Genomic DNA, 15197 nt, shown 5'->3' on the forward strand with positions numbered 1-15197 from the left:
TTACTTGTCAGAGTATCAGGATGTGGATTTGGCTTCAGGTCAGGCTCGAAAAAGTAAGTCAGAATTTTGATCCAGACAAAGGCTTGGAGAGGCGGCAGCCAGGAACCAGGCCCTCTGCCGCCTTGGGGTTAGGTCGCAGGTCAGTTGGAGCGGAAGTTGGTGAACTGCAGCTCGACGCCGATATCCTTGCCCTTCAGCAGCGCCATCACCTCCTGCAGAACGTCGCGGTCTTTGCTGACGACGCGGACGGTGTCGCCCTGTATGCTGGCCTGCGCCTTCTTCTTCGAGTCCTTGATCGCCGCGACGATGATCTTCGCCTTCTCCGACGGAATCCCCTGTACCAGCTTGATCTTCTGCCGCACGCTCGAGTTCGCCGCCGGCTCGATCTTCTCGAACTCCAGGTTCTTCAGCGACACGCCGCGTTTCACCAGCTTCTGCGAGAGGATCTCCGTCACCGCCTGCAGCTTGTACTCGTCCTGCGACGCAAGCTGAATCGTATCCGTCCCCTCAAGCTCGATCTTCGACTTCGAGTCTTTGAGGTCGAACCGCGCATGAACCTCCTTCGAGGCCTGATCGATCGCGTTCTTCACTTCCTGAATCTCTACCTTGCTCACTACGTCGAAGCTGTTATCGGATGCCATGGCTATATTCCTTCGTCTGTAACTTTGTCGCTATCTATTATGTCAGCGCTCGACAGTTTAGCGCGTCGTGGGGAAGAGATTTTTGAAGTTCGCCGTCGTCAGCGCGGCAAGCTCCTCTGTTGAGATGCCGCGAAGCTCCGCCAGGGCTGCCGCCGTATGGACGACCAGGGCAGGTTCGTTGCGTTGGCCACGCAGCGGGATCGGCGCAAGAAACGGCGCATCCGTCTCCACCAGGATGCGATCGGCAGGAGCGGCCACAGCCGCGTCGCGAATCCCCTGCGCCTTCGGGTAGGTCAGGTTCCCAGCAAAAGAAAGATGAAAGCCCGCAGCAAGCGACCGTTCCGCTTGGTCGACAGTGCCCGAGAAACAATGCATGATCCCCCCCAGCCCATGCGGCGTCCAATGCTCATCGATCAGCGCGAGCAGGTCCTCCCAGGCGTCGGCGCTGCCGTACTTCTCTTTGGCCTGCGGGGTGGCGAGTTCGCTCGTCCGGCAGTGGATCAGGATCGGCTTGCGCAACTTCGCCGCCACTCGCATCTGGGCGATAAAAGCCTGCTTCTGCGTGGCAATGTCGGGATTGTCGAAGTGGTAGTAGTCGAGCCCGATCTCGCCGACAGCGATGCACCGTTCCTGCGCACCCAGGGCGGCCAGCTTTTCGAGCGCCTCCACCGTAGCGTGCGCCGCCTCCTGCGGATGAATCCCGGCGCTGGCATAAACCTGAGGATAGCCTTGCGGAAGCCCAGCGTCCGTGGTCGAATTAGCAATCTCAAGCGCCTGCTGCATCGTAGCCGGGCCATCGCCGATGCCGATCGCGAGAACCGTATGGACCCCCGCAGCGTAGGCGCGGCGCAGCACCTCATCGCGCTCCGTCGGAGTTTCGTTGTAGAAGTCAAGGTGGGCGTGGGAGTCGATCAGAGCCATCTCTTTCAGGGTACCCCATCAGCGTGATCCATGAGCCTGCCAGAAAAGCCGCGAAGACGCAGCAAACGGAAGGCGTGACGGGTATAGTTCGGACCGCGTAATATGTCGGCATGAACAACCTAACACGGCGTGATCTTTGTGTAGCCCTCTCGGCCTTTGCGGCGATGGGCGGCTTAGTGGCCGAAGGCCAAAGCAACGCGTCTCCAGAGACCCAAAGCAGCACCGACGCGGCAGCCCCGGTGCTGGCTCACTCCGAGATCTTCGCCTTCGACAAACTGCCCGTCCATGCTTCGGCCAATGGCGGCGCAAGCCGTGCGGTCATTCAGGGTCGGCTGGCCACGGGCGAGTTCGTCGAGGTGCACGAGACCGCGCTGCCTCCCGGCCAGATGCCGCACCAGCCCCATCGCCACACCCACTCCGAGTTCCTGATGATTCGCGAGGGCAGGCTCGAGGTCACCAGCGACGGCAAGACCGGCATCGTCGAACCCGGCGGCATCATCTTCACCGCGTCGGGTGTGCTGCATGGGTTAAAGAACGTCGGCGACGTGATGGCAAACTACTTCGTCGTCGCCATCGGCGTGCAGAAGGCCATCACCTAGCGGAGTCAAACTCCTTTTACGATAGCCGCCGCTTCCGGGTACGCGCGAACTCGATAAGGCCAGCAAGACCCGTTCCAAACAGAGCCAGGGTCGAGGGCTCAGGCGTCGGCGCAGTGGTCTCTGGCGTGATGGTCAAGCTATAGGGGAGCGGGGGAGCAAGAGCGCCCTCAGAAAAAACACCATAGGTTCCCGGAACGAAGGTTGGATCTTCCCCGTTGAGAACAAAAAGTGTCGGGCCAAAGTACCTGAGGGAAGACTGCGGCGTTGGGTGCAGATAGAACCCTCCTCCAGCCCGTCCGGTTAGGAACGTGAGTTCTTCGTCCGTTGTGACGCCATTGAAAGTGACCGGAGCGAATGCGTTGAAGGAGAGCAGATATTGCGGAACGCAAGACGGAGAACTGGGCGGGCAGTTGTTTCCACTGCCCGGGGGAGAGGCGGGAAGGGAAAAGGTGATGACGTTGCTATTCCCGTAAATGCCGGTCAGGACAAAGTCGTCGATGGCATCGGCATGAGCGGCTGAGGGCAGAACGAAGGCAGAGCAGAGAAGCAAGGGGAAGACGAAGTTTCTCATGGGTGAGAGCTTCCTTTCATTGACTGCGAAATTTACGAACAAGAAATGCGACCGCCCTGCTGACTACGCTCGGCGATATCTGGATTGCGCAAATCGGATGAGGCCGACAAGACCTGTTCCGAACAGAGCCAGTGTCGAGGGTTCAGGCGTCGGCGCGGTCGTCTCCGGCGAAATGGTGAGGACGTAGTCGAGCACGCCCCCCTTGAGGGAAAACGCATCCAGGTCGAAGGTTCCGGTCAGGAAGGTAGGATTGGCGGCGTCAGGCGTGAAGAGCGTTGCGCCAAAGAGTCTTCCAGGGTTCAGCCCAAGACTCAAGCCCCTCCAAAGCGCTCAGTCGGAAACGCAAGGCTTTCCACGCTCGTGATGCCGTTCGCAGTGACAGGAGCCGAGAGGTAAAAGGCTGTCTCAGATCCCGGCAGGCAGGAGGGGCTGAAGGGGGGGCAGGTGCTCTCATTGCCTGGCGGCGAGGCTGGCAGAGAGAAGGTGATGTCGAGGCCGTTGCCGGTAAGGACGAAGTTGTCGATAGCATCGGCGCGGGCGGTTAAAGGCTGAACGAGGGCAGAGGCAAGCAAAACAAGTGGGAAGACAATCTTTCTCATGAGTGAGAGCTTCCTTCCGTTGAAGCAGCCGAATTTACGCCTCAAGAATGCGTCTGCAGGAAACAAGTGTCAAGCAGATTCGCCCGGCAGCGAGCAAAAGAACGGAAAAAGCACTTCTTGCGGTCATCGGCAATCGGAGACGGAGACTCCACGCGAAGCGGTATACAAGTCACGAAGTGACCGCCGCCCGCGCAGGGCGCCCGTCCGGCAGGACCGGTCCTGCGACTACTTCAAGCGAGAGCCCAGCGCAATCTCTTCCCCAAACGTCGCAAGCACAGGCTTACCGTCTTCGCCGTGCGAGGCGGCCAGCAGCATGCCGTGCGACTCCAGGCCGCGCATCTTGCGGGGAGCGAGATTGGCGATGACGACGATCTTTTTGCCAATCAGCTGCTCCGGCGTATACCACTCCGCGATGCCGGAGAGGATCTGGCGTTTCTCATAGCCAAGATCGACCTCGAGGCGAAGCAGCTTGTCGGCCTTAGGGATGCGTTCAGCGACGACGATCTGCGCCACGCGAAGGTCGATCTTGACGAAGTCGTCGATGGCGATCTGCGGCGTCTCGGGCGCAGTGCCGGACACGCCGGGCGCAGTGGCGGACGCAGTACCGGAGACGCTCGACTGCGCCGCCGAGTTGGCGAAGATGCCCGAGGCAGCGGCTTCGGTGTGCGAGGGCGTGCCGGTGCGCTCTGTGCTGATAGCGAGACTGCCAGCGACGGTTGTGCCGGGGGCGACATCAGCAAAGGCCCGTGGGGGCGCACCGGGATGCGTGGGGTCGGTCGGGACGGGAGCGGTGTGCGTCGTCGTCTCGTCGACGAAGCGTGAGGGCGCAGGCTGTTCCGGCTTCGGTGCGTTTGGGTTTTCCATGTCAATCATGATCTGCGCGAGTCCTCTGTCTGCTCGTGGAAAGATAGGTGCAAGCGTGCCAAGCTTTGTGCCGACTAGACTATTGTCCCACTCCAAGTTTTGGAGATCACCTTGTTTGGCCGCGGTTTCGATATCCCCAAGGCCCAACTGCAACCAAACCTTCGCAGTGGTTTCAGGTATGACTGGGTAAAGCGCGGCGGTGATCACACGAAGAGTTTGAGCAACTGATGACAAAAGAGTTCTAAGTTCTCTCTGCGAAAGTGCGTCGTCTTTTTTTGCTAATTTCCACGGAGCCCTCGCAGTAATCCAACCGTCCGCTTTAGTTACGAGCTCGAGAACCGCGCTAATATAATTTGCGAATATAAGGTTATTGATTCGATGAGTAAGATGCCACGAATGCGTGTTGAGAAGCGCAGGTACTCCAATCAAATCCGCGAAATTCTCTAGAACCGCAGGATCACGGAAGTCAAGAGCGAAATCCGGAATTATCCCAGAGTTGTACTTCTCGATCATCGACAGTGTACGGCTGACGAGGTTGCCGTAGCCGTTCGCGAGGTCGGCGTTGTAGCGGGTGATCATCGCGTCGAAGCTGAAGCTGCCGTCCTGCCCGAAGGGGATCTCGCGGAGAAGGAAGTACCGGAGAACGTCGGCGGCGAAGAGGTCCTGCTCCTTCTTCGTGCTGTCGGGGAATTGCTTCTTGTAGACTTCCGTGCCGAAGGCGTCGAGGATGGTCTCGGTGCGAACGATGTTGCCCTTGGACTTCGACATCTTGCTGTCATCGAAGAGGAGCCAACCATGCGCAGTCACGGCCTTCGGTAGAGGCAGGCCGGCGGCGAGAAGGAAGGCGGGCCAGTAGATGCAGTGCTGGCGCGTGATCTCCTTCGCCATCAGATGGAGATCGGCAGGCCAATACCTTTCAAACTTCGCAACGTCTTCGGGCGCGTCGCTGCCATAACCGACCGCGGTCATGTAGTTGGCAAGGGCATCGAGCCAGACGTAGATGACGTGTCTCTGCGTGGTCTCGGAGGCCGCCGGCTCCGGTACGGGAATCCCCCACGTGAAGCTGGAACGGGAGACCGAGAGATCGCGAAGATTACCGGGGACATAAGGCTTGCCCTGCGCCGAAAGGGCGACGACTTCGCCGCGATCGGTGGCTTCGGCGACGTTGCCGCGAAGGAAGCTGAGGATCTCGTTCTTGCGGGACTCGGGCTGGATGTGGAGCGTGTCGGACTCGATGAGGTCGATAAGCGGAAGCTGGTACTCGCTGAGGCGGAAGAAGAAGTTCTCTTCGGTGACGGTCTCGGTGGGCTTGCCGTCGGGGCCGAGGACGCCCGGAGGTCCGTCGACGAAGATCTCCTCCCCGATGGAGTACTGGCCGGTGTAGGTGCTGAGGTAGATCTGCCCGCGCTGGTGGAGGTCGGCAAACAGGCGCTGAACTCCCTGCTGGTGGCGAGGCTCGGTGGTGCGGATGTAGTCGTCGTAGGTCAGGCCCATGCGGTCCCAGAGGGTGCGGAACTCAGCCGAGACCTGGTCGGTGAACTGCTGGGGCGGAATGCCGGCCGCGGCGGCGCTGCGCTCGATCTTCTGGCCGTGCTCGTCGGTGCCGGTCAGGAAGAAGGTGTCCTCGCCCAGCAGGCGATGGCGGCGTGCGATCACGTCGGCCGCAAGGGTCGAGTACGCATGGCCGATGTGCGGACGTGCGTTGACGTAGTAGATAGGGGTAGTGAGATAGAACTTTTGCTCGGGCATGGGCCAGAGCCCAGTTTAGCAGGGTGGGGAAACGCCTTTTCCCGCGACGGAGCGACCGGGGGAGCCCAACCCAAAAATAAATCTCAAAAAGTTGGCGTATTTTTGCAGCCGAAAAAGTGACTGCTAAAACACCACGTTTACCACGCAAACCACCACAGTTACACCATCAAAAAACCACATCTAAAACGCGCTTTTTCGCAAAAACCCCTGCAAAAACGCGCTCGTTCCCCACCGGAGAAAAAAAGTGCAAAACTACCGGCTCAGGTGAGCTTCGTCCTCGGGAGGCGCCGGAACCTCCCCAACCTCCCCTGCGACCCCTGCGACCGGCGCGGCAACCTCGGTCTCCGACTCCTGGGCGATCCGGGCCAGGTCGAGGTGCTGCTCCATGGCGCGACGGGCCTGCGCGGGATTGTGCGAGCGGATGGCGCGGTAGATCTCGCGGTGCATCTCAGAGGATTCCTTCAGATCAACCGCGTTCTGAATCGTCTTGCTGCGCCGCTCATAGAGATTGGCGATGATCGTCTCCATCACCGCGGCGAGGATGGGGTTGGCCGCAGCGCGGGCGATGGCACGATGGAAGCGGACATCGTGAATAAGGTACTCATGAGGATCGTCGAGCGCGGCGTACATCTCGGCAACCTCTTCTGCAAGCTCTGTGATCTGCTCGTCGGTGGCCCGTTCGGCGGCCAGAGCGGCGAGGTTTGACTCAATGACGATGCGGGCTTCGAACATCTGTCCAGGAAGAAAGCCATGTAGAGTGCCGAGGACGGAGAAGGAGCTGGAGTCGAACGAGGGAGGCCCGGAGGCGACGAACGTGCCGGCGCCGTGGCGGCTCTTGAGGACGCCCATGGCCGCGAGAAAGCCAATGCCGGAGCGCAAACTGGAACGGCTGATCTTGAGCTGGCGAGCGAGGTCGCGCTCAGGGGGGAGCCGGTCACCGGGGCGCACCTCACCAGAACTGATGAGCAGGCGAATGTGTTCAACGACCTGCATGGTGAGCTGGCTGTGGCTGGAGATCTCCTCGAACTGCTCTTTGACCTCTTTTTTCACGCTGAACAACACTCCTTTGGGCCTTATTTGATGAAGGGTAACACGGTGGTGAGGCGTGGGTTCGGGTCGGGGTTAGGCGGTTTGCCGTCCCGCAAGGCGCGGGACCAGGAGCTGAAAGATCAGGAGGGCAATGACATAGGCGAGGCCAGCCATCATGAAGATCAGCAGGGGGTGGAGAGAGAAGTAGTGAGAGACAAGCCAGGTGAAGCCCGCGCCGCCGAGGGCTCCGGCAGCCCCGCCGATGCCGACTACGGTGCTGACGCCGGTTGAGGGGAACATGTCGGTTGGCGTGGAGAAGAGGTTCGCAGACCAGCCCTGATGCGCGGCGGTGGCGAGACAGAAGAGGCCGATCGCAGGCCAGGCATTGCTGGGAAAGAGCGTGTGCATGTGTGGGACGAGCATGATGGGAGTGACGCACAGGGCGCAGAGAAAAAGCGCGAACTTGCGTCCGGAGTTGACGCTGTGGCCGTGCTTCATGCGGAAGCCGGAGAGCCAGCCCCCGGCGATGGAGCCGATGCTCGCGGCGGTGTAGATGACGATCAGAGGATATTTGACGTGGCTTAGATTGAGGCCGTAGTTGTCGTTGAGAAACTTGGGGAGATAGAAGAGATAGAACCACCAAATGGGGTCAGTGATGCCTTTGGCGATGCAGAAGGCCCAGAAGCCGCGGTGGCGGAGGAGGATGGGATAGATGGAGCCGCCCTGGGTGACGGGGGCGAGGTCGGACTGGGTCTCGGTTTGGGTCGCGGCGCGGCGGAGTTTGTTGTAGGGGAAGAGGAGCCAGACAACCGCCCAGATGAGCCCCATGGAGCCGGTGCAGATAAAGGCTGCATGCCATCCCCAACGGGCGGCGACGGCTGCTATCAGGACTGGTGCGATGAAGGCGGAGGCGTTGGAACCGGAGTTGAAGAGACCGGTTGCGAGGGCGCGCTCTTCGGAGGGAAACCACTCGGTGGTGGCCTTGATGGCGGCGGGGAAGTTGCCGGATTCGCCGAGGCCGAGGAAGATGCGGGCGATGCAGAAGCCGGCGACGCTGGCCACTATGGAGTGGCTGATCGAGGCACATCCCCAGATCAGGATGGCGAGGGCATATCCGGTTTTGGTGCCGAGCTTGTCGATGATGCGGCCGGCGAAGAGGAAGCCAACGCCATAGGCGATCTGGAAGCAGATGAGGATGCGGCCGTAGTTGATGTTGTAGGCGGTCTGATGGGCGGCGTCGATGCCGGGAATCCAGCCCATGAAGTCGAGGTGGAGGAGCGGCTCGATGAGGGAGAAAACCGAGCGGTCCATGTAGTTGATGGTGGTGGCGAGGAAGAGAAGACCGCAGACGAGCCAGCGGATGTTGGATCTCTCCGGAGCGGCGGTGGTGAAGCCCGAATCAGGCAGGCTGGCAGTGTTGATCGACATTAGTTGCAACTCCAGCGGAAATATACGTCTGACGTGTGCTCTATTTGCGCCCGATTTGGAACAAGGGGTGTCGAGGATGAGGATAGTCTGTGTTGGGCAGTAGGTGTCAAGCGCCCGTTCTGACGAAGGGGAAAGATCATTTTTGATTACAAATAGCGTTGATCAGGGTTGAAGGGAGTAATGCTCAGAGACAAACGCGAATTGGGTGACTGAGGGCAAGACTGGTTTATGGATGGGCGCAGAGCGAAGCACGATATCATCGCTGACGTGGCTAAGGATTTCAGGACGGCTGAGGCTGAAGTTGCGCAGATGATGGTGCGGATGCGGGCGGGCGATGTTCGCGCTCTGGCCCGGGCTGTCTCTCTCGTGGAAGATGGTGGGGGAGCGGAGTTGCTTGAGGCCTGCCGTGAGTTTGCGGGGATATCGCTGCGGGTGGGCGTGACGGGACCTCCCGGGGCGGGGAAGAGCACGCTGGTAGACCAGATGGTGAGGTGGCTGCGGCACGAGGGACAGAGTGTAGGGGTTGTCGCGGTGGATCCGTCGAGTCCTTATACGGGTGGGGCGCTGCTGGGAGACAGGATTCGGATGCAGGGCTTTGCCGGGGATGACGGGGTGTTTATCCGCAGTATGGCTTCGCGTGGAGCGGTGGGTGGGGTGGCGCGCGCGGCTGCGGATGTCTGCTCGGTGATGGAGGCGGCGGGGCGACAGACGATTGTGATTGAGACGGTCGGCGTGGGGCAGGATGAGGTCGATGTGATTGGCCTGGCGGATATGACTGTGCTGGTGCTGGTGCCGGGGATGGGGGATGAGGTGCAGAGTCTGAAGGCCGGCGTGATGGAGGTCGCGGATGTGTTTGTTGTGAATAAGAGCGATCGCGGCGGCGCGGAACTGGTGGAGCAGGAGATCGTTGCGATGCAGGGCTTGGCGATGGAACGCGGAGAGTGGGTTCCTCCGGTTGTGCGGACGGTAGCGACGACCGGGGAAGGTGTGCAGGAGTTGATGGAGACGGTGAGGCGATGTGCCGTGGAGAAGGGCGCGCGCAGAGTAAGGCTCGAGGACGCTGCCGGGTCGAGGGTGCTGGGCCGGGACGGTTTGGGCGGCTTGCGGCTGGACCATCTGGGTGTAGCGGTGAAGAGTATTGCGGGGGCGCGTGGATTTTATGAGGCGCTGGGGCTGGTGGTGAGTCATGAAGAGACCGTGCAGCACGAGCAGGTGAAGACGGCGATGCTGTCGCTGGGCGAAAGCCGGATTGAATTGCTGGAGGCGACTGAGGCAGACTCCGTGATTGGGAGGTTTTTGGCGAAACGGGGCGAGGGACTGCACCATATCGCCGTGCATGTGGATGGGATTGATGCAATGTTTGCGCGGCTGATGAAGCAGGGTGTCAGGTTGGCGAGCAATGCGGTGAGGGTGGGGGCTGGCGGGCATCGGTATTTTTTTGTGCATCCGGCCAGCACGGGGGGCGTGCTGCTGGAGATAGTTGGGGATGCAGTTGGACTGGATGAAGGTGGGGCGTGATGCGGTTTTTGATGATTCATACGGCGGGCGGTGAGGGTAGTGTTGCGCTGGGGGATACCGAGATGGCTCGGGCGATCGTCGCTACCGAGGTGTTGCCGGGGAGGAGTTCGTCGGAGCTATTGGTACCTGCTGTGCGGCGTTTGATGACGGAGAGTGATTGGCGGCCGAATGGGTTGACGGCGGTGGTGGTGGTGTATGGGCCGGGATCTTTTACTGGGGTGCGAGTGGGTGTGAGTGCAGCTAAGGGGCTGAGCGAGGCTGGAGCGGTGCCGCTGATTGCGGTGTCGCGGCTGGCGCTGCTTGCTGTCTCTGTCGATGGCGGGGAGCAGAGGGTGCATGCGGTTCTGGATGCTGGTCGCGGGGAGTTTTACTACGGGGAGTATGTGGGGAGGCGATGCGTGCGGGAGGTCTTGATGAGCGCGCAGGGTGTGATGATGGCGGCTTCGGGTGGTCTCGTGGTGGCCTGTGAACCGAAGGTGGCGGAGGCTTTGGCGGAGTTGCTACCGAAGCTGGTGGATGAGCCTTTGGCCGGAGATGCTCTGCCGTTTGCGGTGGAGCGGGTGGAGTCGGGGCGATTCGAGGATGTGGCTACGCTCGATGCGAATTATCTGAGACGAACCGACGCGGAGATATTTGCGAAGCCTGCCGCTCCTCGAGCGGCTCGATGAGTTCCGCTGGTTATCGGATTCGAGCAGGTAATGCCGGGGATCTTGTTGGTGTGATGCGGCTAGACAGGGCTACGCCCGAGGCTCCGCATTGGTCGGAGGGAGAGTATGCGGCGATTGTGAGTTCGGATGGATCTGCTGAGGCGGTAGTGATGCGGTGTCTGTTCGTTGCGGAGGTAAAGAGAAATTTGCTGGGGTTTGCGGTGGGGAAGGTTGTTGTTTCGGGAGCTGTGAGGTTGGCGGAGCTGGAGAGTGTGGCGGTGAGTGCGTCGGCGCGGCGAGTGGGTGTGGGGAGGGCGTTGTGCGAGGCTGTCATCTCCTGGTGCAGGGACCGCGGGGCGACGGAGATGGAACTCGAGGTGAGGGCGGGAGGCGTGGGGTCCGTTGCTCTTTATCAAAGGCTGGGATTTGCTGTCGTTGGCCAGCGCGGTGGCTATTATCGAGATCCGACGGAGGACGCGTTGCTGATGCAGTTGAGGTTAGCGGGAGACTAGTAATCCACATTGCGGGTGCTGATTCGGCTGTGATAGCGTGTCGGCCATCAGTGCGAATGTCGTCTGTTGCTGGAGGTACTCTCACGTGCAAACTGGCAAGTTCACCGAGCTGCCCCATCCTGCGTCGTTTCCTTCCATTCAACAATTAATGCAAGAACATAGCCTTTACGATCGCAGGCTGGATACGCTGCGGTCCAAGTTATTTCTCACCGACTCGGAGCAGTTGGAAGAGGTAAGACTAAAGAAGCTGAAGCTGAGTTTGAAGGATGAGATGGAACGGCTTCGGCGTCTGGGAGCATCCTAAGGTTTTACGCCGGTTGTTGGTATGGAGGCGACAGGCCGGAGTGGGGCTGCGCTCGGGGCTGAGGTGTGCGTGGCCTTATAATCGAGTCACTTATGGTGCGAGACGGTTTTTTCTATGCCTTAGGGCTCGGGGTTGTGGCGGCGGCGCTCTGGTATCTGAACATGCCGATTGCGTTAGTGGCGCTACCGGTGGTGCTGGCGGCCTTCTTTTTGTGGTTTTTTCGCGATCCTAACAGGACGATTCCGCAGGCGCCGGGACAGATTGTGTCTCCTGGCGACGGTGTGGTGACAGAAGCGGAGTGGATCGAGACGATTAGCGGGAGCCGGTTGCGGCTCAGCATCTTTCTGAATGTCTTTGATGTGCATGTGAACCGGTCGCCGGTGGGCGGAGTCGTGAAGGTATGCGAGTTTCGCAAGGGCGAATTTATGAATGCAATGAAGCCGGAGTCGGTGTTGAACAACGAGCAGACTCTGATCACGATCGATGCCGGTGGATATGAGGTCAGCTTCAAGCAGATCGCAGGACTGTTGGCGCGGCGCATCGTTTGTAATCTAAAGGTGGGCGACCGGGTGGAGCGCGGACAGAGAATCGGACTTATAAAATTTGGGTCGCGGGTAGATGTGCTGATGCCGGCAGCGGCGAATTTGAAGGTGAAGACGGGGGCTCGCGTGAAGGGTGGGTCGACCGTGCTGGCCGTGCTCCCCGAGCAATCGCTAAGAGACACGACTGCAGTGGTGGCTTGATGGAGGACGCGCAGATCGGGACCGACGGGAAGATAAGGCGTCAGCCTAGCCGCGGGATGTATGTGCTGCCTTCGTTATTTACGGCGGGCAATATGGCCGCTGGATACTACGCGATTACGCAGAGTATTCAGGGGTCGGTTGCAGACCAGAGTTACTTTGATCGAGCTGCGCTGGCGCTTGGGATTGCCGTTTTGTTCGACGGGCTCGACGGCATCATCGCACGCATGACCAACACGACGAGCGACTTTGGAAAAGAGCTTGATTCGCTGGCGGACGTGATTACGTTTGGCGTGGCGCCGAGTCTGTTGGCTTATATCTGGGGTTTCCGTATGCTGCCGCTGATGGCGCACCCGGAGGCGCGTCAACAGATCGTGCATATCGGAGTGTTTGTCTGCTTTATCTTTCTGATCTGCGGTGCCAGTCGACTGGCGCGATTTAACATCAGCATCAATCCGCAGCCTCGCAATCCGGGGCGGCCGGGCAAGAAGTATTTTGTGGGCATGCCGATTCCAGCGGGTGCGGGCGTAATCAGCTCAGTGATTCACTTTCAGCATGGATCGCCGATCGACAGCCCGTGGATAGCGCTGGTATGGCTGTGCCTGCTGCTGTTCACCAGCTTTTTGATGGTGAGCAACTGGCGGTTCTGGAGTGCAAAAGAGATCACGCTCGGCAAGCGTCATCCCTTTCAACTGGTGGCGGTAATAGCATTTATAGGAGCGCTGATTGTGCTCTATTCGGAGTACATGCTGATCATCCTGGCGATGGCGTATCTGGTCTCTGGTGTGGTGGCTCGGCTTGCGTATTCGTGGGGTAGAGAGCGACGGCACTCCACGGTGTAGTCCAGTGATGTGCAAAGGGCGGATAAGATAATAGTCTGGCGCTGCGGGACCTCAGATCGCGACGACATTCAGGACAATATGGCGGAACAAATGTATCGGATCGGAATCGTTGGGGCATCTTCGCTCGCCGGTAAGGAGCTGAGTGAGGAGTTGGGTGAGTCGTCGCTCGGCGCATCGGATTTTGTGCTGCTCGACGAAGAAGAGGCTGCGGGACAAGTGACTGCCGCTGGCGATGAGGTTGTGTTTATACAACGGCTTGAGGCATCGTCTTTCGAACGGATGGACTTCGTTTTTTTTGCTGGCGATGCAGATGTTACGAAGAAATATTGGCAGGTGGCACGACGTGCAGGCGCGAGTATTGTCGACCTGACTTATGCTTTGGATGGCGAGAAGGATGTTCTGGTTCGAGCGCCCTGGGTGACTGAGGTGCTTGCAGACAAAGCCGCGCTTGCAAGCCCGGAGCCGGATTTGAAGACGCCTGCTCTTGTGGCTGCGCATCCGGTCGCCGTGATGCTTGCCCTGGTTGCTGGAAGACTGCACGCGAAGCTGGCTCTGACGAGTGTTGCTGCAACCGTTATGGAGCCTGCGTCAGAGTATGGTCGTGCCGCGATGGATGAGTTGCATCAACAGACGGTAACGCTGCTTTCGTTTCAGACGCTGCCACGGGAACAGTATGATGCGCAGGTGGCATTCAACCTGTTGCCTTCGCTGGGCGATGCCGCGAAGGTGAAGTTGAGCGCGACCGAAAAGCGTATCCGCAAATACTATGCCGGGCTTGCTGATTCGCTACTGCCTGAGCTGGCGCTGCAGCTCGTTCAGGCACCGGTGTTTCACGGATATGTCGTTTCGATGCTGGTGGAGTTTTCGGCAGAGGCGACCAAGGAAGAGATAGAGGCAGCGCTGGGCGGAGAACATATAGACATTGTCAGCGAGGAATCCGATCCGCCGAGCAACCTGAGCGCGGCGGGGCAGGAGGATATTATGGTCCGAGTAAGCGGAGACTCTGGGGAGAACGAGCGAGGAAGGCGCTTCTGGCTTTGGCTCGCTGCGGACAACCTGAAGCTTGCGGCGCTGAATGCGATTGCATGTGGTGCGGAGCTGCGCAGGTTGCGTCCCCGCGGCAAGGTGCAGTAGGTTCGGTGTGCCTACGTTTTGAATAGCAAGTGAAGGGATTGGAAGACTCAATGGCAGAGATCGGGATGCGCATCGGGATTGATCTTGGTGGGACAAAAATCGAGGCGCTTGCCATCGATGAGCACGGGATTGAGTTGGCTCGGCATCGTGTCGATACGCCTCGAGATGACTATGAGGCAACGATCAAAGCGATGGTTGCGCTGGTTCATCGAATGGAAGCGGAGACCGGAAAGACCGGCACGGTGGGGGCCGGAATTCCAGGTACTATCTCGAGAGTTACAGGGCTGGTTAAGAACGCCAATTCAACGTGGTTGAATGGCCGACCATTTCATAGAGATTTGATGGCTACGCTCAGTCGCGAGGTACGGGTCGCTAACGATGCAAATTGTCTTGCGGTGTCAGAGGCGACGGACGGTGCCGCCGCCAGTGTGCGCTTTGTGTATGGCGTGATTCTGGGGACTGGGTGCGGAGGGGGAGTTGCTCTGGAGGGATGCGTCCACGACGGTCCAAACGGAGTTGCAGGCGAATGGGGGCACAATCCACTGCCGTGGCCGAAGACGGAAGAATCTCCTGGGCCTGCATGCTACTGCGGGAAGAATGGGTGTATGGAGATGTGGGTCTCGGGCACTGGGATCGCGTTGGATTACAAGACGGTCACCGGCAGAGCGCGGACTACGCGAGAGATCGTTGCTGACTTCGCTGCAGGTGATCAGGCTGCGGCGGAGACCGTGGAGCGGTTCGAAGATCGTCTGGCGCGCGGCTTGTCCAATGTGATCAACATACTGGATCCGGATGTCATTGTGGTTGGTGGGGGTGTATCAAGGTTGGAGCATATCTATGATGCCTTGCCCAAGTTGCTGCCGAAGTATGTCTTTGGAGGTGAGGCATCGACGCCCGTAGTGCAGGCAAAGTATGGAGATTCCAGCGGGGTCCGCGGCGCGGCATGGCTTTGGCCTAACAAACGAATTTGAGAAGATGCGGATCAACTGATGCTATGCGATACTTAAAAGAAAGAGCCTACTGATTCGGAGATTGAATTCAGTATGCGCTTTTTTTCGATGATTATCGGCGATTGGATTAGCCTCTGTGCGGGCAAGGC

At 59.4% G+C, this 15197-nt stretch carries 17 protein-coding genes; 9 read left to right on the top strand and 8 right to left on the bottom strand.

Annotation, left to right across the window (positions count from 1 at the left end; all coding sequences use genetic code 11):
- Positions 1 to 140 precede the first annotated feature (140 nt).
- Both HDF10_RS03075 and HDF10_RS03080 read right to left on the bottom strand, forming a co-directional pair.
- Positions 141 to 641, bottom strand: coding sequence for a YajQ family cyclic di-GMP-binding protein (locus HDF10_RS03075; RefSeq protein ID WP_183763702.1), 501 nt, complete (start codon positions 639 to 641; stop codon positions 141 to 143).
- A 57-nt stretch (positions 642 to 698) separates the two neighbouring features.
- On the bottom strand, positions 699 to 1562 hold the full coding sequence (locus HDF10_RS03080) for a TatD family hydrolase (protein WP_183810318.1): 864 nt from the start codon (positions 1560 to 1562) through the stop codon (positions 699 to 701).
- 110 nt (positions 1563 to 1672) lie between these two features.
- Here HDF10_RS03080 and HDF10_RS03085 point away from each other — a divergent pair, with 110 nt between their 5' ends.
- Positions 1673 to 2161: a cupin domain-containing protein gene (locus tag HDF10_RS03085; protein ID WP_183810320.1), complete on the top strand. Its 489-nt coding sequence runs from the start codon at positions 1673 to 1675 to the stop codon at positions 2159 to 2161.
- A gap of 16 nt (positions 2162 to 2177) precedes the next feature.
- On the opposite strand, the gene HDF10_RS03090 is transcribed toward HDF10_RS03085, so the two are convergent.
- From HDF10_RS03090 to HDF10_RS03115, 6 genes are all read right to left on the bottom strand, one after another.
- Positions 2178 to 2732: a PEP-CTERM sorting domain-containing protein gene (locus HDF10_RS03090; protein ID WP_183810322.1), complete on the bottom strand. Its 555-nt coding sequence runs from the start codon at positions 2730 to 2732 to the stop codon at positions 2178 to 2180.
- Between the two features lie 63 nt (positions 2733 to 2795).
- Positions 2796 to 3047: a PEP-CTERM sorting domain-containing protein gene (locus HDF10_RS03095; protein WP_183810324.1), complete on the bottom strand. Its 252-nt coding sequence runs from the start codon at positions 3045 to 3047 to the stop codon at positions 2796 to 2798.
- Positions 3044 to 3331, bottom strand: coding sequence for a hypothetical protein (locus tag HDF10_RS03100; RefSeq protein ID WP_183810326.1), 288 nt, complete (start codon positions 3329 to 3331; stop codon positions 3044 to 3046). The genes HDF10_RS03095 and HDF10_RS03100 overlap by 4 nt, the downstream gene beginning before the upstream one ends.
- A 225-nt stretch (positions 3332 to 3556) precedes the next feature.
- On the bottom strand, positions 3557 to 5944 hold the full coding sequence (gene metG / locus HDF10_RS03105) for a methionine--tRNA ligase subunit beta (protein WP_183810328.1): 2388 nt from the start codon (positions 5942 to 5944) through the stop codon (positions 3557 to 3559).
- 252 nt (positions 5945 to 6196) lie between these two features.
- The gene (locus HDF10_RS03110) at positions 6197 to 6994 is read right to left on the bottom strand and encodes a FadR/GntR family transcriptional regulator (RefSeq protein WP_311732646.1); all 798 of its coding nucleotides are present in this window, start codon (positions 6992 to 6994) and stop codon (positions 6197 to 6199) included.
- Between the two features lie 72 nt (positions 6995 to 7066).
- Positions 7067 to 8401 carry an MFS transporter gene (locus HDF10_RS03115; RefSeq protein WP_183810330.1) on the bottom strand — a complete coding sequence of 445 codons (1335 nt, stop codon included), beginning with the start codon at positions 8399 to 8401 and terminating at the stop codon, positions 7067 to 7069.
- A gap of 228 nt (positions 8402 to 8629) precedes the next feature.
- On the opposite strand from HDF10_RS03115, the gene meaB reads away from it, so the two are divergent.
- From meaB to mak, 8 genes are all read left to right on the top strand, one after another.
- Positions 8630 to 9919 (top strand): methylmalonyl Co-A mutase-associated GTPase MeaB, encoded by a 1290-nt coding sequence (gene meaB, locus HDF10_RS03120; protein ID WP_221271383.1) that lies wholly within the window; start codon positions 8630 to 8632, stop codon positions 9917 to 9919.
- Positions 9919 to 10587: a tRNA (adenosine(37)-N6)-threonylcarbamoyltransferase complex dimerization subunit type 1 TsaB gene (tsaB, locus tag HDF10_RS03125; protein WP_183810332.1), complete on the top strand. Its 669-nt coding sequence runs from the start codon at positions 9919 to 9921 to the stop codon at positions 10585 to 10587. The genes meaB and tsaB overlap by 1 nt, the downstream gene beginning before the upstream one ends.
- A complete protein-coding gene (locus HDF10_RS03130; protein ID WP_183810334.1) occupies positions 10584 to 11078 on the top strand; it encodes a GNAT family N-acetyltransferase in 495 nt (164 codons plus the stop codon). Before tsaB ends, HDF10_RS03130 begins: the two co-directional genes overlap by 4 nt.
- 85 nt (positions 11079 to 11163) lie before the next feature.
- Entirely contained in the window at positions 11164 to 11382 is a 219-nt protein-coding gene (locus tag HDF10_RS03135) for a DUF465 domain-containing protein (protein ID WP_218884705.1), read from the top strand.
- A gap of 92 nt (positions 11383 to 11474) precedes the next feature.
- Positions 11475 to 12125 (top strand): phosphatidylserine decarboxylase, encoded by a 651-nt coding sequence (locus HDF10_RS03140; RefSeq protein ID WP_183810336.1) that lies wholly within the window; start codon positions 11475 to 11477, stop codon positions 12123 to 12125.
- On the top strand, positions 12125 to 12964 hold the full coding sequence (gene pssA, locus HDF10_RS03145) for a CDP-diacylglycerol--serine O-phosphatidyltransferase (RefSeq protein ID WP_260177576.1): 840 nt from the start codon (positions 12125 to 12127) through the stop codon (positions 12962 to 12964). Before HDF10_RS03140 ends, pssA begins: the two co-directional genes overlap by 1 nt.
- 78 nt (positions 12965 to 13042) lie before the next feature.
- Positions 13043 to 14098 carry an Asd/ArgC dimerization domain-containing protein gene (locus HDF10_RS03150; RefSeq protein ID WP_183810338.1) on the top strand — a complete coding sequence of 352 codons (1056 nt, stop codon included), beginning with the start codon at positions 13043 to 13045 and terminating at the stop codon, positions 14096 to 14098.
- A gap of 50 nt (positions 14099 to 14148) precedes the next feature.
- Positions 14149 to 15069 carry a fructokinase gene (mak, locus tag HDF10_RS03155; protein ID WP_221271385.1) on the top strand — a complete coding sequence of 307 codons (921 nt, stop codon included), beginning with the start codon at positions 14149 to 14151 and terminating at the stop codon, positions 15067 to 15069.
- Positions 15070 to 15197 lie beyond the last annotated feature (128 nt).

It is taken from the genome of Tunturiibacter empetritectus, assembly GCF_014201375.1.
Lineage (GTDB): Bacteria > Acidobacteriota > Terriglobia > Terriglobales > Acidobacteriaceae > Edaphobacter > Edaphobacter lichenicola_D.